The following is a 22,561-nucleotide window of genomic DNA, read 5'->3' as shown; positions in this document are numbered from 1 at the left end:
ACCTCCCCACCCTCCACGAACGACCCGGAAGGCGCCATGCCAGAGGTGACCAGCGACGCAGGACGGACCCTGGAGCTCACGCGAGCCCAGGAGGGCGTGCTCTCGGCGCAGCGGATCGACCCGGACAACCCCGGCTACAACGTCGGCCAGTACGTGGAACTCAAGGGCCCGCTGGACGTCCCAGCCCTGGAGGAAGCCCTCCGCCGCACCCTCGCCGAGGCCGACGGCCTGCACATCCGGCTCGCCGAGCGCGACGGCCGCACCGTACAGGTCCCCGTCCCCTTCGACGCCGCCGCCTGGCACCTGCCCCGGCTGGACACCACCGGCGCCGCCTCCCCGGTCGACGCCGCCGTCGAACTGGTCCGCGCCCAGCTCTCCTGCCCGCCCCGCCTCGACGCCGCCGACGGTGAGCCCCCGGCGCTCACCGGCTCCCTGCTGGTCACCGTCGCCCCCGACCACCACCTGTGGTTCCAGTACTTCCACCACCTGGTCGTCGACGGCTACAGCGTCGCCCTGTTCACCCGCCGCGTCGCCGCCGTCTACACCGCCCTCGTGCACGGCGGGCCGGTCCCCGCCTCGCCGTTCGAACCCGTCGCCCGGCTCGTCGAGGCCGACCGCGCCTACCTCGCCTCCGACCGGCCCGCCGCCGACCGCGCCTACTGGGCCGGCCGGCACACCGGCCGCCCGGCCGCCACCGGCCTCACCGAGCAGACCGCCCAGGCGTCCTCCACCTTCCTCCGGCACCGCGTCACCCTCGGCGCCGAGCGCTCCGCCGCCGTCCTGGCCCGCGCCGACGGCGTCCGCGCCACCTGGGCCGAGGCCGCCACCGCCGGCGTCGCCGCGTACCTGCACCGGATGACCGGCACCCCCGACGCCGTCCTCGGCATGCACTTCATGGCCCGCAGCGCCCCCGGCACGCTCCGCGTCCCCGGCATGGCCGTCAACGTGCTGCCCGTCCGGCTGTCCGTCGCCGGCACCGACACCTTCCCCGACCTGGTCCGGCGCGCCGCGGGAGAACTCAAGGACGCCCGCCGCCACCAGCACTACCGCGGCGAGGACATCCGCCGCGACCTGGGCCTCGTCGGCGGCGAGGCGCGGCTGTACGGTCCCATGCTCAACATCAAGCCCTTCGACCTCGACCTCGACTTCGCGGGCGTCCCCGGGCACACCGTCAACCTCGCCTCCGGCCCGGTCGAGGACCTGTCGGTGGCGGTCACCAAGAGCCCCGACGGCCTGCTGCACCTCGAATTCGACGCCAACCCGGCCCTGTACGACGCCGCGACGCTCGCCGGCCACGCCGAGCGCTGCGCCGACCTCATGGCCCGGCTCGCCGCCGACCCCGACCTCACCCTCGACCGCGCCGAACTCCTCGCCGACGGCGAGCGGGAGGCGGTCCTGCGCACCTGGAACGCCACCGAGCGGCCCCTCGCCGCCACCACCCTCGTCGAGCGCATCGCCGAACGGACCGCCGCCACCCCCGACGCCACCGCCGTCGTCTTCGAGGACACCCTCCTCAGCTACCGCGAACTCGACGCCCGCGCCGAGGCCCTGGCCCGCCGGCTCGCCGCCGCCGGGGCCGGACCCGACACGGTCGTCGCCGTCGCCGTGCCGCGCTCCGCCGAGCTGATGACCGCCCTGCTCGGCGTCCTCAAGTCCGGCGCCGCCTACCTGCCGCTCGACACCGACTACCCGGCCGACCGGCTCGCCGCCATGGCCGAGGACGCCCGCCCGGTCCGCGTCGTCACCGTCCGCGCGGTCCTGGACCGGCTCCCGGCCGCCGTCCGTGAGAACGCCCTCCTGCTCGACGACCCCGCCGACGGCGATGACGCGCCCGCCACCCGCCCCGGCCCCGACGACGCCGCGTACGTCATCTACACCTCCGGCTCCACCGGCCGCCCCAAGGGCGTCGTCGTCACCCACCGCGCCATCGTCAACCGCCTCGCCTGGATGCAGCACGCCTACCGGCTGCGCGCCGACGACCGGGTGCTCCAGAAGACCCCCGCCAGCTTCGACGTCTCCGTCTGGGAGTTCTTCTGGGCGCTGTGCGAGGGCGCCACCGTCGTCCTCGCCCGCCCCGAGGGCCACAAGGACCCCGCCTACCTGGCCCGGCTCATCGCCGAACGGCACGTCACCACCCTGCACTTCGTGCCCTCCATGCTCCGCGCCTTCCTCGAGGAGCCGTCCGCCGCCCGCTCCTGCGCCGGACTGCGCCGCGCCTTCTGCTCCGGCGAGGCCCTCCCCGGCGACGTCGTCGAGCGCTGGTACGACGCGCTGCCCGAGGTGCCGCTGCACAACCTGTACGGGCCCACCGAGGCCGCCGTCGACGTCACGTACCACCGCACCCGGCCCGGCGCCGGCGTCGTCCCGATCGGCCGGCCGGTGTGGAACACCCGCCTGTACGTGCTGGACGCCGAGCTGCGCCCGGTCCCGGTCGGCGTCCCCGGCGAGCTGTACCTCGCCGGCGTCCAGCTCGCCCGCGGCTACCTAGACCGCCCCGGCCTGACCGCCTCCCGCTTCGTCGCCGACCCGTACCGCCCGGACGGTACGCGCATGTACCGCACCGGCGACCTCGTCCGGTGGGCCGTCGACGAGCACGGCGACGGCGTCGTCGAATACCTCGGCCGCACCGACGACCAGGTCAAGGTGCGCGGCTTCCGCATCGAACTCGGCGAGATCGAGGCCGCGTTGGAGGCGCTGCCCGGCGTCGCCGCGGCCGCCGTCACCGCCCGCGCGGCCACCCCCGGCGGCACCCGCCGCCTCGTCGGCTACGCCGTGCCCGCCGCCGGCCGGACCCTCGACCCCGAGGACCTGCGGGCCGGGCTCGCCGCCACGCTGCCCGAGCACATGGTCCCGCCGGCCGTCGTCCTCCTCGACGCCCTGCCGCTCAGCCTCAACGGCAAGCTCGACCGCAAGGCCCTGCCCGACCCGGCCCCCGCCGCCGCGCCCACGTCCCGCGCACCGCGCACCGAGGCCGAGCGGGTGCTCGCCGAGGTCGCCGCCGACGTCCTCGGCCTGGACGCCGTCGGCGCCGACGACAACTTCTTCTCCCTCGGCGGCGACAGCATCTCCGCCATCCAGCTCGGCAGCCGCGCCCGCCGGGCGGGCTGGGGCATCACGCCCCGGACCGTCTTCGAACGCAAGACGATCGCCGCCGTCGCGGCCGTCGCGGAACGCCTGCCCGGCGACGACGCCGCGGCCGAAGACCGCCGCGAGGACGCGACCGGCCCTCTCCCCGCGACCCCCATCGCCGAGTGGCTCCGCGAACGCGGCGGCCCGGTACGGCGCTTCGCCCAGACGACCGTCATCACCGTCCCCGCGGGCCTGGACCCGGAGCGGCTCACGGCGGCGCTGGAAAAGCTGACGCACTATCATGATGCGCTGCGGATACGGCTGATGCCCGGCGGTGCCGTCGGCACCGAGTCCGGCGGGTACGGCGCGGTCGCGGGCCGACAGGACGGCCGTGCGGTACCGGTGCCGGGCGCCGGCGCGCGGGCGGCCGGGGTGGAACCCGGCCACAGCGGCCCGGACGCATCCGTGGGCCCGGCGCCCGCCGGTGCCGCCGGCTCCGGTGGCCTGGAGGCGACGGCGGCCGCCGCGCTCGAGGCCGACATCCCCGGGCTGGTCGGTGACCCGCCGGCCGGCGTCGCCCACCCGGCCGCCGGCCAAGGTGGCCCGGACGCGCTCGTGGGTACGGGGGCCGGGGCCGGTGCCGCCGTCTCCGACGCGGCCGCCTGGACCACCGAGATCCTCCCCGTCTCCGCCACCCCCGGCGTCACCCTCCACCGCGTGAACATCGCCGACGAAGACGACCTCGACGCCGCCGTCGAGCGCGCCGCCGCCGTCGACCGGCTCGACCCCGCCGCCGGGACCGTCCTCGCCGCCACCTGGTGCGACCTCGGCCCGGACGTGCCCGGCCGGCTCGTGATGGCCGTGCACCACCTCGCCGTCGACGGCGTCTCCTGGCGCATCCTGCTGCCCGACCTGCGCGCCGCATACGAGGGCGAGGCCCTCGCACCGGCGAGCACCCCGCTGCGCCGCTGGGCGAAGGGGCTGCGCGCCGCCGCCACCTCCGATGCCGTCCGCGCCCAACTGCCGCTCTGGCGCGAGGTATTGGCGCCCGGCGCCGGGTCGCTCTTCGGGGAGCGGGCCGTCGATCCGGCCCGCGACACCGCCGCGACCAGTCGCACCCTGCGGCTGACCCTGCCCGCCGACCGCACCGCGCCGCTGCTCGCCGACGTGCCCGCCGCCCGCCGGGCCGGCGTCGACCATGTGCTGCTCACCGGGCTCGCCCTGGCCGTGCTCGGCCGGCGGCGGGAGCGGCAGGGTGCCGCGGCCCGCGCCGATCTGCTGCTGCGCCTGGAGGGGCACGGCCGCCAGGACCACCTCGTCCCCGGCGCCGACACCTCCCGTACCGTCGGCTGGCTCACCAGCGAATACCCCGCGCGACTGGACCTCGAAGGCGTCGACCCCGCCGACGCCGGGCGCGCCCTGGCCCTCGTCAAGGAGCAGCTCCGCGCCCTGCCGGACGACGGCACCGGGTACGGCCTGCTGCGCTACCTCGACCCCGAGGCGCGTGCCGGACTCGCCGCCGCGCCCGCGCCGCGGCTGCTCTTCAACTACCTCGGCAGGTTCGCGTCCGGCGACGCGCCCTGGACGCCCGTCGGCGACGCCTTCGCCGCGGCCTGCGATCCCGGGCTGCCCGCCGCGCACGCCCTGGAGGTCGGCGCGTTCGTCCACGACCGCGCCGAGGGGCCCGAGCTGACCGCCGTGCTGACCTGGCCGGAGGGCGTCCTGACCGAGGACGCCGTCCGGGACCTCGGCGACCGCTGGTTCCGCGCCCTGGACGCGCTCACCGCCTGGGCCGCCCGGGCCGGCGAGCCCCGGCCGACGCCCTCCGACGTCCCGCTCGCCGGGCTCGGCCAGGCCGCCCTCGACCGCGTCCTCGACGCCCGGCCCGGCACCGAGGACGTCTGGCCGCTCTCCCCGCTCCAGGACGGCCTCCTCTTCCACGCCCTCTACGAGACCGGCGCCGACGGCCTCTACACCTCCCTCACCGGCCTGGAACTGACCGGCCCGCTCGACGAGGCCGCGCTCCGCCGCGCCGTCGACGCGGTGACGAACCGTCACCCCGCCCTGCGCGCCGCCTTCGACCACACCGCCGCCGACCGGCCGGTGCAGACCGTCGCCGCACGGGTCGTCGTCCCCTGGACCGTCCACGACCTGACGAACGCTCCGGCCGATGCCGTCGACGTCGCCGTGGAGGCCGTCGAGACCGCCGAGGCCACCACCCCGTTCGACCCGGCCCGGCCGCCGCTGCTCCGCTGCGCCCTGCTGCGCCTCGGCCCCGAGCGCCACCGGCTGGTGCTGACCCGCCACCACCTCGTCATGGACGGCTGGTCCACCCCCGTCCTGCTGCGCGAGGTCATCGCCGCCTACGCGGCCGGCGGCGACGCCTCCGCCCTCCCGCCCGCCGCCTCCTACGCCGACCACCTCGCCTGGCTCGCCCGCCAGGACGCCGCCGCCCACACCGCCGGCTGGCGCGCCGCGCTCGACGGCCTGACGGCCCCGACGCTGCTCGCCGACACCCTCGCCGACGGCGACCCGGCCGCCGGCGCCACGGCCGGCGAGGTCGACCTGCCGCTGCCCGCCGGGACCGTCGCCGCGCTCACCGCGCTCGCCCGCGAGCACGGCCTGACCCTCAACACCCTGGTCCAGGGCGCCTGGGCGGTCCTGCTGGGCCGGCTCACCGGCCGCACCGACGTCGTCTTCGGCGCCACCGTCTCCGGCCGGCCCGCCGACATCCCCGGCGTCGAGTCCATCGTCGGCCTCTTCAGCAACACCATCCCCGTTCGCTTCACGGTGGACGAGGACGAGACCGTCGCCGCCGCCCTGGCCCGCCTCCAGGACCACCAGTCGCGGCTGCTCGACCACCAGTACGCGGGCCTCGCCGACATCCAGGCCCAGGCCGGGCTCGGCACCCTCTTCGACACCCTCCTCGTCTTCGAGAACTACCCCGTCGACGCCGACGAACTGACCGCCCCCGACCCCGCCGGCCGGCCCGGGCACCTGCGTGTCACGGGCATCGGCCACCGCGGCGCCACCCACTACCCGCTGTCCGTCCTCGTCCTGCCCGGCGACGCCCCGCGCATCACCGTCGAGTACCGGCCCGACACCTTCACCGCCGCCCGCGCCGCCGACCTGGGCGCACGCCTGCTGCGCCTGCTCGACGCCATGGCCGCCCGCCCGGAGGCGCCCGTCGGCTCCCTCGACGTCCTCGCCCCGGCCGAGCGCGACACCCTGCTGCGCGCCTGGAACGCCACCGGGCGGAACGTCCCCGCCGGCACGGTCGTCGACGCCTTCGACGCGCAGGCCGCCGCCACGCCCGACGCCACCGCCGTCGTCTGCGGCACCGAGCGATGGACCTACGCCGACCTGAGCGCCCGCGCCGACGCCGTCGCCCGCCGCCTCGCCGCCCTCGGCGCCGGCCCGGACACCGTCGTGGCCCTCGCCCTGCCCCGCTCCGCCGACCTGGTCGCCGCCCTGTTCGGCACCCTCAAGGCGGGCGCCGCCTACCTGCCGGTGGACCTCGACCACCCGGCCGACCGCGTGGCGCTGATGCTCGACGACGCGGCGCCGCTCGCCGTTCTGACGGCCCGTCAGGTCGCGGACCGGCTGCCCCTCGACGGCCGTACCGCCGTCCTCCTGGAGGACGTGCGCGACGACGGCGACCCGGACGTCACCCCGCGCCGGCCCGCCCTCGACGACCTGGCGTACGTCATCCACACCTCCGGCTCCACCGGCCGCCCCAAGGGCGTCCAGGTGCCGCACCGCGGCCTGGTCAACATGCTCGACCACCACCGCTCCACCGTCTTCGCCCGTGCCGTGGAGGCCGCCGGCGGGCGCCGGCTGCGCGCCGCGCACACCGCCTCGTTCTCCTTCGACTCCTCCTGGGAACAGCTCCTCTGGCTGGTCTGCGGCCACGAACTGCACGTCTACACCGAGGAGTCGCGCCGCGACCCGCAGGCCCTCGCGGCCCGGCTGCGCGCCGACCGGATCGACACCCTCGACGTCACCCCGTCCTTCGGCCGCCAGCTCGTCGAGTGGGGCCTGCTGGACGGGGAGGGCCACCGGCCGGTGCTGTTCCTGCTCGGCGGGGAAGCCGTAGACGACGCCCTGTGGACCCGGATCCGGGACACCGAAGGCGTCATCGGCCACAACTTCTACGGCCCCACCGAGTACACCGTCGACACCCTCGGCGCCGCCCTCGACGGCAGCCCCGCGCCGTCCGTCGGCCGGCCCATCGCCAACACCCGCGTGTACGTGCTCGATTCCCGGCTGCGGCCCGTGGCCGCCGGCGTCCCCGGCGAGCTGTACATCGCCGGGCCCGGCCTCGCCCGCGGCTACGGCAACCGGCCCGCCCTCACCGCGTCCCGCTTCGTCGCCGACCCGTACGGCCCCGTCGGCACCCGCATGTACCGCACCGGTGACGTCGTCCGGTGGCGCGCCGACGGCACCCTCGACTACCTCGGCCGCGACGACGACCAGGTGAAGATCCGCGGCTTCCGCGTCGAGACCGGCGAGGTCGAGGCCGCGCTCGCCGCCCTGCCGGCCGTGGCCCGGGCCGCCGTGCTGGCGCGCGGCGCGGCCGGCGGCGTCAAGCGCCTCGTCGGCTACGCCGTCCCCGCGCCCGGCGTCTCCGCCGACCCGCGCGAGCTGCGTGACGCCCTCGCCGAGCGACTGCCCGAGTACATGGTCCCGTCCGCGATCGTCCTCCTGGACGCGCTGCCGCTGAACGTCAACGGCAAGCTCGACCGGCGTGCCCTGCCCGAGCCCGACGCCGACGCGTTCGCCGGCACGGCGGGCGGCGGCCGGGCGCCGCGCGACGAGCGCGAGGCCCTGGTCTGCGGCGCGTTCGCCGACGTCCTCGGCCTGCCCGCCGTCGGCCCCGACGACGACTTCTTCGCCCTCGGCGGCCACTCGCTGCTCGCCACCCGGCTCGTCGGCCGCGTCCGTACGGCCCTCGGAGCGCCCGTCACCATCCGCGACCTGTTCGACGCCCGCACCCCCGCCGCCCTCGCCCGCCGGCTGGACGGCGCGGGCACGGACCGCCCCGGCCCCACCGCCGGCGCGCGCCCGGCCGAGGTGCCGCTGTCGCCCGCGCAGGCCCGCCTCTGGTTCCTCCAGCAGCTCCAGGGCCCCAGCACCGCCTACACCATCCCCTGCTCGCTGCGGATCGACGGACCGCTCGACGCCGACGCCCTGCGCGTCGCGTTCGCCGACGTCGTCGCCCGTCACGAGGCGCTGCGCACCGCCTTCCCGGACACCGACGGCCGCCCGTACCAGCGCGTGCTGACGCCGGAGGAGGCCCGGATTCCGTTCGAGGTGCGGCAGGTCGTCCCCGAGCGGCTGGACGAGGCCGTCGCCGAGGCCGGCGCCCGCGCCTTCGACCTGGCCGCCAGGCCCCCGGTGCACGCCACGCTGCTCACGGCCGGCCCGGAGACGCACGTCCTGTGCGTGGCCCTGCACCACATCGTCGGCGACGAGTGGTCCGAGGGCGTGCTCCTGCGCGACCTCGACGCCGCCTACGCCGCCCGCCTCCAGGGCGCCGCACCCGCCTGGCAGCCGCTCCCGCTGCAGTTCGCCGACCACGCCCTGTGGCAGCGCGACCTGCCCGCCGACGAGCGCCTGACCGCCTACTGGACCGAGCGGCTCGCCGGCCTCCCCGACGAGCTGACGCTGCCCACCGACCGCCCCCGCCCGGCCGAGCCGAGCGGCCGCGGCGGCGCCGTCCGGCTGCGGCTGCCCGACGCCCTGCACCGGGCGCTGCGCGACTACGCCCACCGCACCGGCGTCACCCCGTTCATGGTCACCCAGGCGGCCGGCGCCCTGCTGCTCGGCACCCTCGCCGGGAGCACCGACGTCGCCCTGGGCACGCCCGTCGCCGGCCGTGCGGACGAGGCCGTCGAGAACGTCGTCGGCTTCTTCGTCAACACCCTCGTCCTGCGGCACGACTTGACCGCCCCCGAGGGCGCCGCCCTCACCTTCGACCGGCTCGTCGAGCGGGCCCGGGAGACCGTGCTGGGCGCGCTCGCCCACCAGGACCTGCCCTTCGACCGGCTGGTGGACATCGTCAGCCCCGAGCGGTCGCTGGGCCGGCACCCGCTGTTCCAGGTGATGGTGCAGCACCGCAAGGAGGCCGCCGGCCTGGACGCCCTGTTCGGCGCCCGGACCATGCTGCTCCCCGACCCGCTGCACGCGGCCCGCTTCGACCTCGCGTTCACCTTCGTGGAGTCCGCCGACGGCGCCCACACCGACCTCACCGTCATCCACGCGGCCGACCTGTACGACCACGCCACCGCCGAACTCCTCGCCGAGCGGCTCCTGCACGTCCTGGAGCAGGCCCTCGCCGCCCCCGGCCGGCCCCTGGACCGCGTCGACGTCACCAGCCCGCGCGAGCGCGGGGCGCTGGCGGGGGAGTGGAACGCCACCGACCACCCGGTGCCCACGGGCACCCTCGTCACCCGCTTCGCCGAGCGGCTGGCCGCGACGCCCGACGCGGTCGCCGTCCGGTATGCCGACGAGAAGCTGACGTACCGTCAACTCGATAATCAAGCAGGCGAGTTGGCCGGGCGGCTGGCCGCCCTCGGTGCCGGGCCCGACCGGATCGTGGCCGTCGCCGTGCCGCGCTCGGCCGAGCTGATGGTCGCCCTGCTGGGCGTCCTGAAGGCCGGCGCCGCCTACCTGCCGCTGGACCTCGACCACCCGGCCGAACGCCTCACGGACATGGTGGCCGACGCCGCGCCGGTGGCCGTGGTGACCGTCGGCGCCGTCCGCGACCGGTTGCCGCGCCTCGACGGGACGCCCGTCGTCGTGGTGGACGAGCCCGGCCCGGGCATCGCCGTCCCGGCCGGAGCCGCGCCGCACCACGCCGCGTACGTCATCTACACCTCCGGCTCCACCGGCCGTCCCAAGGGCGTCGTGGTGACCCACGAGGCCATCGTCAACCGCCTCGACTGGATGCGGGAGGCGTACGGCATCCGGCCCGCGGACCGGATCCTCCAGAAGACCCCGGCGAGCTTCGACGTCTCCGTCTGGGAGTTCTTCCTGCCGCTGGTGAGCGGCGCGGCCGTGGTCCTCGCCCGGCCCGGCGGCCACCGCGAACCGGACTACCTGGCCGCTCTCGCCGCCGAGACCGGCGTCACCACCGCTCACTTCGTCCCCTCCATGCTCACCGCCTTCACCGCGGCGGCCGAGCAGGACGAGGCGATCCGCGCCGGGCTGCGCGGCGTCCGCCGCGTCTTCTGCTCCGGCGAGGCGCTGCCCGCCGCCGCCGTGGACCGGTTCGCCGCGCTGTGGCCGCACATCGAGCTGCACAACCTGTACGGGCCGACCGAGGCCGCCGTCGACGTCACCCACCACCGGGCCGAGCCCGGCGCGGGCGTCGTCCCCATCGGCCGGCCGGTGTGGAACACCCGCCTGCACGTGCTCGACGCGGCGCTGCGCCCGGCCCCTGTGGGCGTCCCCGGCGAGCTCTACCTCGCCGGCGTCCAGCTGGCCCGCGGCTACCTCAACCGCCCCGGGCTCACCGCGTCCCGCTTCGTCGCCGACCCGTACGGGCCCGCCGGCAGCCGCATGTACCGCACCGGCGACCTCGTCCGGCGCCGCGCCGACGGTTCCGTCGAGTACCTCGGCCGCACCGACGACCAGGTCAAGATCCGCGGGTTCCGCATCGAACTCGGCGAAATCGAGGCGGCGTTGGCCGGCCTGCCCTCCGTCGCCCAGGCCGCCGTCGTCGCCCGGCCGCTCGCTCCCGGCGGCGCCCGGCAGCTCGTCGGCTACGCCGTCCCGGCCCCCGGCGTCACACCCGACCCGCAGGACCTGCGCGACGCCCTCGCCGCACGGCTCCCCGACCACATGGTCCCCGCCGTCGTCGCCCTGCTGGGCGCGCTGCCGCTGAGCGTCAACGGCAAGCTGGACCGCAAGGCCCTGCCCGAGCCCGGCCGCGCACCCCGCCCGGCCCCTACCGGGAACGCCACCCCGGCCGCCGCCATGGCAGCCGTCTTCGCGCAGGTCCTGGGCCTGCCCGAGGTCGGTGAGGACGAGAACTTCTTCGCTCTCGGCGGGGACAGCATCGTCTCCATCCAGCTCGTCGGCGCCGCCCGCAAGGCCGGCTTCGCCGTCGCCGCCAAGGACGTCTTCCAGCACCCGACCCCGGCCGCCCTGGCGGCCGCGGGCGGCACGGCACCCACGGAAGAGCCCGTCGCCGCGCCCGTGGCCGAGGACGGTGAACTGCCCCTGCTGCCCGTCGTCCACTGGCTGCGCGAACACGGCGGGCCCGTCGACCGGTTCAACCAGTCGGTGCTGCTCACCGTCCCGGCCGGACTCCGCCCCGAGCCGCTGCGCGCGGCCCTCGCCGACCTCGCCCGCAACCACCCGGCCCTGCGCCTGCGCCTGGACCGCACCGACGGGCTGTGGGCGCAGGAGATCCTGCCCGCCGACACGGCCCCCGCCGTCACGGACCCGGCCACCCTGCGGCAGGCCGACCTCACCGGGCTGGACGCCGATGCCCTGCGGGACCTGCTCGTCAAGGAGGCCGACGCCTCCGCCGCCGCGCTCGACCCCGCCACCGGCACCGTCCTGCGCGCCGTCCACGGCGACGCCGGGCCGGACGCCGACGGCCGGCTGCTGCTGACCGTCCACCACCTGTCCGTCGACGGCGTCTCGTGGCGGGTCCTGCTCCCCGAGCTCGCCGAGGCGTACGCCGCCCGTGCCGCAGGCCGTACCCCCGCCCTCGAGCCCGAGGCGACCGGACTGCGCGCCTGGACGGCACAGTTGCTGGAGCACGCCCACACCCGGGCCCGCACCGCCGAGGCCGCCCACTGGCGCACCGCGCTCGCCGGGCCGCAGGCACCGCTGTCCCGCACGCCCGTCGACCCGCGCCGCGACACCACCGCCACCCTGCGGACCCTGCGCCGCACCCTGCCCGCCGACCGCACCGCGCCCCTGCTGACCGCCGTGCCGCAGGCGTTCTCCGCCGGTGTCGACGACGTCCTGCTGGCCGGCCTCGCGCTCGCCGCCGCCGACTGGCGCCGGGCCGCGAACCCGGCCCTGCCCGCCGCGTACACCGGCGCCCTCCAGATCGACCTGGAAGGCCACGGCCGGGGCGGCAGCGACACCGCCGGGCTCACCCCCGACCTGTCGCGCACGGTGGGCTGGTTCACCACCGTCCACCCCGTCCGCCTGGACGTCTCCACGCTCGACGTGCCCGCCGCCCTGGCCGGCGGTCCGGCGGCCGGCGACGCCCTCAAACGGGTCAAGGAGCAGCTGCGGGCGGCCCCCGACCGGGGACTCGGCCACGGCCTGCTGCGCCACCTCAACGCGCAGACCGCCCCCCTGCTCGCCGCGCTCCCCGCCTCCCAGCTCCTCTTCAACTACCGGGGGCGCACCGACCACCAGGGCGGACCGCGCGACGGCCGCTGGCCCTTCGCCCCCGACGCGGAGCGGGCCGCCGTCGCCGAGGGCGCCGCGCCCGACCCGGCCATGCCGGTGCCGTACCCGCTGGAGCTCGACGCCGTCGTCACCACCGGCGCCGACGGCCGGCCGGAACTGGCCATCGAATGGAGCTGGCCGCAGGCCCTGTTCACCGACGAGCAGGTGGCCGGCCTCGCCGACCGCCTCTTCGCCGCGCTGGACGCCCTCGCCCGGCACACCGCCGACCCGCACGCCGGCGGCATCACCCCGTCCGACGTCCGCCTGGTCAGCCTCGACCAGAAGCGCATCGACCGCCTCGAAGCCCGCCTGCGCAGGCGCCGATGAACCCCGACCAGCAGCCCACCGCCCCCACTCCCTCCTGGACCGAGAACCCCACCATGAACGACGCCACCGCACCGACCCAGGCCGACTCCGCAGCGAGGTCCGCGCTGGAGGACGTCTACCCCCTGTCCTCCCTCCAGGAGGGCCTCCTCTTCCACGCCGTCTACGACGAGGACGCCCGCGACGTCTACGTCGTCCAGTCCCACCTCGACCTCGAAGGCCCGCTGGAGACCTCCGACCTGGCGGCCGCCGCCGACGCCCTGCTGCGCCGCCACGCCAACCTGCGCGCCGGCTTCTGGTACGACGACGGCGAGGAGCCCGTCCAGTTCGTCCCCCGGCACGTCGACACCCCCGTGCGCGAACGCGACCTCACCGCGCTCGCCGCCGACCCGGGGTCCCGGGAGGACGCGGTCCGCGCGGCCATGGCCGAGGACTGGAACCACCGCTTCGACCTCGCCGAGCCGCCGTTGCTGCGGCTCACCCTGCTGCGCCTGGGCGAGGCGCGCGCCCGCCTGGTCATCACCTGCCACCACCTCCTCCTCGACGGCTGGTCCATGCCGATCCTGGTCCGGGAGCTGCTCACCCTCGTCGGCGCGCGCGGCGACCTCGCCGCCCTGCCGCCCGTCCGCCCCTACCGCGACCACCTCGAACTGCTCGCCACCCGCGACACCGAGGCCGCCCGCCGGGCCTGGGCCGCCGCCCTCGACGGGTTCACCGAGCCCCACCCGGTGGCCCCCGGCGCCGCGCTCGGCGCGGCCGTCGAACCCGGCACCGTCGAGACCGAGGCCGGCCCCGAACTCACCGCCGCCGTCACCTCCGTGGCCCGCGCCCGCGGCCTGACCCTCGGCAACGTCGCCCATACCCTCTGGGGCGTCCTCGTCGGCTCCCTCACCGGCACCGACGACGTCGTCAGCGGCACCACCGTCTCCGGCCGCCCGGCCGACCTGCCCGGCGCCGACACCATGGTCGGCCTGTTCATCAACACCCTGCCGGTCCGCGTCCGGCTCGCCCCCGACGCCACCCTCGCGAGCACGGCCGCCGCCGTCCAGGCCGACCAGGCCGCGCTCATGGACCACCAGCACCTCGGCCTCGGCGGCATCCAGCGGCTCACCGCCGTCGACGGGCCGCTGTTCGACACCCTGCTGGTCGTCGAGAACTACAGCGGCAGCGACGACGTCTCCGACACCCTCGGCGCGGCCGCCGCCGCGAGCGGACTGCGCGTCACCGGCCTCGGAGCCCGCGACGCCACCCACTACCCGCTGACGATGTCCGTGCTGCCCGGCACCACCCTGCGCCTCGAACTCGGCTACCGGCCCGACCTGTTCGACGACGCGGCGGCCCGCCGCGTCACCGACCGCTTCCTGCGCCTGCTCACCCTCTTCGCCGAGCAGCCCGACACCCCGCTCGCCCGCCTCGACACCTTGCTGCCCGGCGAGGGCGAGGAGCTGACGGCCGCCGCCGACGGCGGCGAGCACCCCGTCCCGGCGGGCACCGTCACCGACCTGTTCACGGCGCAGGCCACCCGCACGCCCGACGCCATCGCCCTCGCGGGACCGGCCCTCGACGGCGGCACCGAGCGGCTCTCCTTCGCCGCACTCGACGAGCGCTCCGACCGGCTCGCCCGGCTGCTCCGCGCCCGGGGCCTCGGCGCCGAGCGCGTCGCCGCCCTCGCCCTGCCCCGCACCACCGCCTCCGTCACCGCGATCCTCGCCGTCCTCAAGGCCGGCGGCGCCTATCTGCCGCTGGACCTCGACCACCCCGACGAGCGCCTCGCCCTGCTCCTGGACGACGCCCGGCCCGCCCTCCTGCTCGCCACCCGCGAGGTCGCCGACCGACTGCCCGACAGCCCCGGCACGGCAGTCGTCCTCCTCGACGACCCCGAGGTCCGCGTGGCCCTCGACGCGCTGCCCGCGGGACCGCTCACCGACGCCGAGCGCGGCGGGCCCGTCGCCCCCGGCCACCCCGCGTACGTCATCCACACCTCCGGTTCCACCGGCCGTCCCAAGGGCGTCGTCATCGAGCACCGCGGCCTCACCGCGCTCGCCCACGACCACCTCGACACCGTCTTCGCCGACGCCGTCCGCGCCACCGGCCGCGACCGGCTGTGCGCCCTGCACACCGCCTCGTTCTCGTTCGACTCCTCCTGGGAACAGCTCATCTGGCTGATCGGCGGCCATGAGCTGCACGTCCTCGGCGAGCACGAGCGCCGCGACGCCGAGGCCGTCGTCGCGTACGCCCGGGAACAGCGCGTCGACACCCTCGACGTCACTCCCACGTACGCCCAGCAGCTCCTCGACAGCGGGCTCCTGGACTCCGACGCCCCGCACCGGCCGGCCGTCCTGCTGCTCGGCGGCGAGGCCGTGCCCGAGGCGCTGTGGGCACGGCTGCACCGCGCACCCGGCCTGACCTGCGTCAACTACTACGGGCCCACCGAGTTCACCGTCGACGCCCTCGCGGCCGACCTCGCCGACAGCCCCACCCCGACCGTCGGCCGGCCGCTGCGCAACACCCGCGCCCACGTCCTCGACGCCTGGCTGCGGCCCGTACCCGTCGGCGTCCCCGGCGAGCTCTACCTCGCCGGCGCCCAGCTCGCCCGCGGCTACCTCCGCCGCCCGGCCACCACCGCGTCCCGCTTCGTCGCCGACCCCTACGGCCCGGCCGGCAGCCGCATGTACCGCACCGGCGACCTCGTCCGCCGCCGCCCGGACGGCGGCCTGGACTTCCTCGGCCGCACCGACGACCAGGTCAAGATCCGCGGCTACCGCATCGAACTCGGCGAGATCGAGGCCGTCCTCGCGGACCAGCCGGCGGTCGGCCACGCCGCCGTCCTCGTCCGGACGACGGCGTCCGGCGTCAAGCGCGTCGTCGCCTACGTCGTCCCGGCTCCCGGTGCCACCCCGGACACCGGGGAGCTGCGGGCCGCCTGCGCGGCGCGGCTGCCCGAGTACATGGTCCCGTCGGCGTTCGCCGTCCTCGACGCGCTCCCGCTGAACGTCAACGGCAAGATCGACCGGACCGCGCTGCCGGCCGACGACGCCCTCGACTACGCCGGGCACACCGACGACCGCGAACCCGCCGACGCCACCGAGGCCCTGCTCTGCCGCGTCTTCGCCGAGGTCCTCGACCTCCCCCGGGCCGGCGTCCACGACGACTTCTTCCGCCTCGGCGGCGACAGCATCACCTCCATCCGCCTCGTCGGCGCCGCCCGCGCCGAGGGCCTCGCCCTCAGCCCCCGCGACGTCTTCGAGGGCCGTACGCCGGCCGGACTCGCCGAGCGGGCACGCGGGGAGGCCGCTGATGGCACCCCGTCGGAAGTCGCCGAGCTGCCCCGGCCAAGCGATGAGGCCCTTGCTGCCGCGCCCGCGGGGGCCGGGATCTGGCCGCTCTCCCCGCTCCAGCGCGGTCTCCTCTTCGAGGCCCTGTACGACGAGGACGCGCTCGACGTCTACACCTCCCGCGACGTCGTCACCCTCCGCCGTCCCGTCCCCCTCGACGCGCTGCGCGCCGCCGTCACCGCCGTCCTCGACCGCCACCCCAACCTGCGCGCCGGCTTCCTCCACGACGGACTCGACGAGCCCGTCCAGTTCGTCCCGGACGCCGTGGACGTGCCCGTCACCGAGACCGACCTGCGCGGCCTCGCGCCGGAGGCCGCCGACGCCGAACTCGCCCGGCTCCGCGACGCGGAGGCCCGCACCCGCTTCGACCTCACGAACCCGCCGCTGCTGCGCCTGGTCTCCGTCCTCACCCCCGACGGCCGGCAGCACGTCCTCGTCACCAACCACACGCTGCTGTGGGACGGCTGGTCGTCCGGACTGTTCCTCCAGGAGCTGCTGGCCCACTGCCACGCCCTCGTCACCACCGGGTCCCTCGCGGCCCCCGACGGCGAAGAGCCGCTCCCGTACCGGGACTTCCTCGCCTGGCTGCACGCCCAGGACACCGCCGCCGGCGAGGAGGTATGGCGCATGGCCCTGGCCGGCGTCGAGGAACCGACGCTCGTCGCCCCGCACGCCCGCGAGCGCGCCTCGCTGCTCCCCGAGGAGCACACCACCGAGCTCACCGCCGAATTGAGCGCCCGCGTCACCGGCTGGGCGCAGGCCCACGGCCTGACCCTCAACACCGTGCTCTCCGGCGCCTGGGGCCTGCTCCTCGCCGGGCTCACTGGCCGGCAGGACGTGGTCTTCGGGACGACCGTCTCCGGCCGCCCCGCCGACCTGCCGGGCATCGAGCGGACCGTCGGCATGTTCCTCAACACCGTCCCCGTCCGCGTCCGCCTCGACCGTGACGAGACGGCGGCCGGCCTTCTCACCCGCCTCCAGCGCGAGCAGGCGGCGCTCCTGCCGCACCACCAGCTGAGCCTGGGCGCCATCCAGCGCACCACCGGCCTCGGCCGCCTCTTCGACACCCTCCAGGTGCTCCGCAACACCCCCGTCGACCAGGACGAGCGCGACCGCGTCGGCGAGGCCCTGGGCGTCGAGGGCGTCACGGACGTCGATGCCACGCACTTCCCGCTCATCTTCACCGCCAACCCCGGCGAGCGGCTGACCTTCGACTGGAAGTTCCGCCCCGACGCCTTCCACCACACCACGGTCGAGGAGCACGCCGGGCGGCTCGTCACCCTGCTCGACCGCATCACCGCCGGACCCGACGTGCCCGTCCGCGAACTGGACGTGCTGACCGAACGGGAACGCGGTCTCGTGCTGGGGGAGTGGGCGGCGACGGACCGGGAGCTCCCGGAGCGGTCGGTGGCCGACCTGCTGGCCGAGCGCGCCGCCGCCGTCCCGGACGCGGTCGCCCTCGTCGCCGGGGACCGCGTCTGGACCCACGCCGAACTCGACGCCCGCGTCAACCGCCTCGCGCGGCTGTTCCTCGCCCGGGGTGCCGGCCCCGACCGCGTGGTCGCCCTCGGGCTGCCCCGGTCGCTCGACATGGTGGCCGCCCTGTTCGCCGTCCTGCGAGCCGGTGCCGCCTACCTGCCGCTCGAACTCGACTACCCGGCCGACCGCCTCGCCTACATGGTCGCCGAGACCCGTCCCGTCGTCCTGGTCACCGACTCCACCGTCCGCGAGCGGATGCCGGACGTGCACGGCGTTCCGGTAGTCGAGCTGGACGACCCGGCCGTGGTATCCGAACTCGACGCGCTCTCGGGTGAGTTCGTGGACGCGGACGTCGATCTGGACGCGGCGGCGTATGTCATCTTCACGTCGGGTTCGACGGGTCGGCCGAAGGGTGTGGTGACGCCGTACCGTGGTCTGACGAACATGCAGCTCAATCACCGTGAGGCGATTTTCGAGCCGGTGGTCTTGGCCGCGGGCGGGCGGCGGTTGCGGATCGCGCACACGGTGTCGTTCTCCTTCGACATGTCGTGGGAGGAGCTGTTGTGGCTGGTCGAGGGGCATGAGGTGCATGTCCTGGACGAGTCGCTGCGGCGGGACGCGGAGGGGCTGGCCGCCTACTGCGCCGGGCACGAGGTCGACGTCATCAACGTGACGCCCTCCTATGCCCAAGCCCTCGTGGAATGCGGACTGTTGGACGACAGCCGGCACCGGCCCGTCCTCGTTCTGCTGGGCGGCGAGGCCGTGCCCGAGTCGCTCTGGACGCGCCTCAAGGAGACTCCCGGTCTCATCGGCTACAACCTCTACGGTCCGACTGAGTACACGATCAACACCCTCGGCGGCGGCACGCTGGACAGCGACACCGCCACCGTCGGGCGCCCGATCTGGAACACCCGCGCCCACGTCCTCGACGCCTGGCTGCGGCCGGTCCCGGTCGGTGTGCCGGGCGAGCTGTACGTGTCGGGCGTCGGCCTGGCGCGCGGCTACCTCGACCGTCCGGGTCTGACGGCGGGCCGTTTTGTGGCGGATCCGTTCGGGGAGCCGGGTGCGCGGATGTACCGCACGGGTGATGTGGTGCGGTGGCGGCAGGACGGGCTGCTGGACTTCCTCGGCCGTGTTGACGACCAGGTCAAGATCCGGGGATACCGGGTCGAACCGGGCGAGATCGAGGACGCGCTGACCGCCGACGCCGCCGTCGCGCAGGCCGCCGTCGTCGTCCGCGAGGACACCCCCGGCGTCAAGCGTCTGGCCGCCTACCTGGTCCCGGCCGGCACGGTGGACGTCGCGGGCCTGCGCCGGTCGCTGGCCGCGCGGCTGCCGGAGTACATGGTCCCGTCGGCGTTCGTCGTCCTCGACGCGCTGCCGCTGACCGTCAACGGCAAGCTCGACCGCAAGGCCCTCCCCGCTCCGGACCTCGGCGGCGACGGCACCGGCCGCGCCCCCCGCGACGAGCGCGAGGAACTCCTCTGCGCCCTCTTCGGCGAGGTACTGGGTGTCCAGGCCGTCGGCCCCGACGACCACTTCCTCGACCTCGGCGGGCACTCCCTGCTGGCCACCCGCCTCGTCAGCCGCGTCCGCACCGAACTCGGCACCGACCTCGCCGTCCGCGACCTCTTCGAGGCCCCGACCCCGGCCGCGCTCGCCGAGCGCACCACCCCGGGCGCCGACCGCCGTCCCGCCCTGACGCGCCGCGACCGCCCGGCCGAGCTGCCGCTCTCGCACGCCCAGCGGCGCATGTGGTACCTCCAGAACCTCGACGACGTGGGCGCCACGTACAACGTCCCGCTTGTCGTCCGCGTGACCGGCGCGCTCGACGAGGACGCGCTGCGGCACGCCGTCGCCGACGTGACCCGGCGCCACGAGAGCCTCCGCACGATCGTCGGCGAGTACGAGGGCCGGCCCGTCCAGCGGATCCTCGACGCGCCTGACCCCGCCGACGCGCTGCACACCGCCGCGACGACGGAGGAGGCGCTGGCGGCGGACGTCGAGGCGGCCGTCCGCCACGCCTTCGACCTCGCGCGGGAACTGCCGCTGCGCGTCATGGTGTTGGAGGTGGCGCCCGAGGACCACGTCCTCGTCCTCCTCTTCCACCACATCGCCGGCGACGAGTGGTCGATGCTGCCGTTCATCGACGACCTCACCGCCGCGTACACCGCCCGCGCGGCGGGCACGGTCCCCGGCTGGGAGCCGCTGCCCGTGCAGTACGCCGACTACACGCTCTGGCAGCGCGAGCTGCTGGGCGACCCGGCCGACGAGCGGAGCGCCCACCACCGGCAGACCGCCTACTGGCGGCAGGCCCTGGACGGCCTGCCCGACGAACTCGCCCTGCCCCGCGACCGGGCGCGCGGCCGGGACACCGGACACCGCGGCGACACCGTGCGCGCCCAGGTGCCGCCGGCCGTCTACCGCGGCCTCCGCGACGCCGCGACGGCCACCGGCACCACCACGTTCATGGTGCTCCAGGCCGCCGTCGCCACGCTCCTCCACCGGCTCGGGGCCGGGGACGACATCCCGCTCGGCGCGCCCGTCGCGGGCCGCTCGGACGCGGCGCTCGACGGACTCGTCGGCTTCTTCGTCAACACCCTGGTGCTGCGGAACGACCTGTCCGGCGACCCGACGTTCACCGAACTCCTCGGCCGCGTACGGGAGAACGACCTGGCCGCCTTCGCCCACCAGGACCTGCCGTTCGACAGCCTCGTCGAGGCGCTCAACCCGCCGCGCGCGGCCGGCCGGCACCCGCTGTTCCAGGTGATGCTCGGCTACCAGAACAACGACGGCCGCGCCGGCCGGCTCCTGGGCCTGGAGAGCCGCATCCTGCCCTTCGAGCTCGGCGCCGCCAAGTTCGAACTCGACTTCAACTTCGAGGAGACGCCCACCGCCGAGGAGATCGACATCGCCTTCGAATACGCGGTCGACCTCTATGACCGCGCCACCGCCGAGGCCCTCGTCGAACGTCTCCTCTCCCTCCTCGCCCAGATCGCCGAGGACCCGCACCGCCGTGTCGGCACCCTGGACGTGCTGACCGGGCGTGAGCGCGGCCTGGTGCTGGGGGAGTGGGCGGCGACCGACCGCGAGCTGCCCGAGAAGTCGGTGGCGGAGCTGCTGGCCGAGCGTGCCGCGACCGTCCCGGACGAGGTCGCGCTGGTGGCCGGCGAGCGGGTGTGGACCTTCGCCGAACTGGACGCCGAGGTCGACCGCCTGGCACGGCTGCTGACGGCCCGGGGCGCCGGGCCGGAGCGGGTGGTGGCGCTGGGGCTGCCGCGGTCGCTGGAGATGGTCGCGGCGCTGTTCGCGGTGCTGCGCACCGGGGCGGCGTACCTGCCGCTGGAGCTCGACTACCCGGTGGACCGGCTCGCCTACATGGTCACAGAGACCCGTCCCGTCGTCCTGCTGACCGACTCCACCGCCCGGCACCGGATGCCGGACGTGCACGGCGTTCCGGTCGTCGAGCTCGACGACCCGCGCGTCGTCGAGGAGTTGGCCGACTTCCCGGCTGGTCCGGTGGACGCGGACGTCGATCTGGACGCGGCCGCGTACGTCATCTTCACGTCGGGTTCGACGGGTCGGCCGAAGGGTGTGGTGACGCCGTACCGTGGTCTGACGAACATGCAGCTCAATCACCGTGAGGCGATTTTCGAGCCGGTGGTCTCGGCTGCGGGCGGGCGGCGGTTGCGGATCGCGCACACGGTGTCGTTCTCCTTCGACATGTCGTGGGAGGAGCTGCTGTGGCTGGTCGAGGGGCATGAGGTGCACGTCCTGGACGAGTCGCTGCGGCGGGACGCGGAGGGGCTGGCCGCCTACTGCGCCGAGCACGAGGTCGACGTCATCAACGTGACGCCCTCCTATGCCCAAGCCCTCGTGGAATGCGGACTGTTGGACGACAGCCGGCACCGGCCCGTCCTCGTTCTGCTGGGCGGCGAGGCCGTGCCCGAGTCGCTCTGGACGCGCCTCAAGGAGACTCCCGGTCTCATCGGCTACAACCTCTACGGTCCGACTGAGTACACGATCAACACCCTCGGCGGCGGCACGCTGGACAGCGACACCGCCACCGTCGGGCGCCCGATCTGGAACACCCGCGCCCACGTCCTCGACGCCCACCTCCGGCCCGTGCCCGTCGGCGTCCCCGGCGAGCTCTACGTCTCCGGCGTCGGACTCGCCCGGGGCTACCTCGGCCGTCCCGGGCTGACCGCCGGCCGTTTTGTGGCGGATCCGTTCGGGGAGCCGGGTGCGCGGATGTACCGCACGGGTGATGTGGTGCGGTGGCGGCAGGACGGGCTGCTGGACTTCCTCGGCCGCGTTGACGACCAGGTCAAGATCCGCGGCTACCGCGTCGAACCCGGCGAGATCGAGGACGCCCTGACCGGGCACCCCGCCGTCGCCCAAGCCGCCGTCGTCGTCCGCGAGGACACCCCCGGCGTCAAGCGCCTGGCCGCCTACCTCGTCCCGGCCGCCGGTGCGGTAGACGTCGCGGAGCTCCGCCGGTCGCTGGCCGCGCGGCTGCCGGAGTACATGGTGCCGTCGGCGTTCGTCGTCCTCGACGCGCTGCCGCTGACCGTCAACGGCAAGCTCGACCGCAAGGCCCTCCCCGCGCCCACCGCAGCCGACACGGCCGTCGGCTCCACCGGCCGGGCCCCGCGCGACGCCGTGGAGAAGACGCTGTGTAACGTCTTCGCCGAGGTGCTCGGCCTGCCCGACGTCGGCGTCGACGACGGCTTCTTCGACCTCGGCGGCCACTCGCTGCTGCTGATGGCCCTGCTGCACGGCGTCCGCGACGCGTTCGGCACCGGCGTGACCGTCGGCGACCTGCTGGCCCGGCCCACCGTCGCCGAGCTCGCGGCCTTCCTCACCGCCCGGCCGGACGAGGGAGCCCCCGAGGCCACCGCGGCCCTTTCCTGAACCACCCAAGATCACCAACA

At 75.8% G+C, this 22,561-nt stretch carries 2 protein-coding genes; both read left to right on the top strand.

Annotated elements, in window-relative coordinates:
- Positions 1-45: 45 nt before the first annotated feature.
- On the top strand, positions 46-12,816 hold the full coding sequence (locus ACH4PU_RS04110) for an amino acid adenylation domain-containing protein (protein WP_398265627.1): 12,771 nt from the start codon (positions 46-48) through the stop codon (positions 12,814-12,816).
- Positions 12,813-22,541, top strand: coding sequence for an amino acid adenylation domain-containing protein (locus tag ACH4PU_RS04105; protein ID WP_398265624.1), 9,729 nt, complete (start codon positions 12,813-12,815; stop codon positions 22,539-22,541). Before ACH4PU_RS04110 ends, ACH4PU_RS04105 begins: the two co-directional genes overlap by 4 nt.
- Positions 22,542-22,561 lie beyond the last annotated feature (20 nt).

It is taken from the genome of Streptomyces sp. NPDC021100, from assembly GCF_044333095.1.
In the GTDB taxonomy this organism is placed as follows: domain Bacteria; phylum Actinomycetota; class Actinomycetes; order Streptomycetales; family Streptomycetaceae; genus Streptomyces.
The sequence above is the reverse complement of the archived record's forward strand: the minus strand, read 5'-3'. Positions and strand labels throughout refer to the sequence as shown.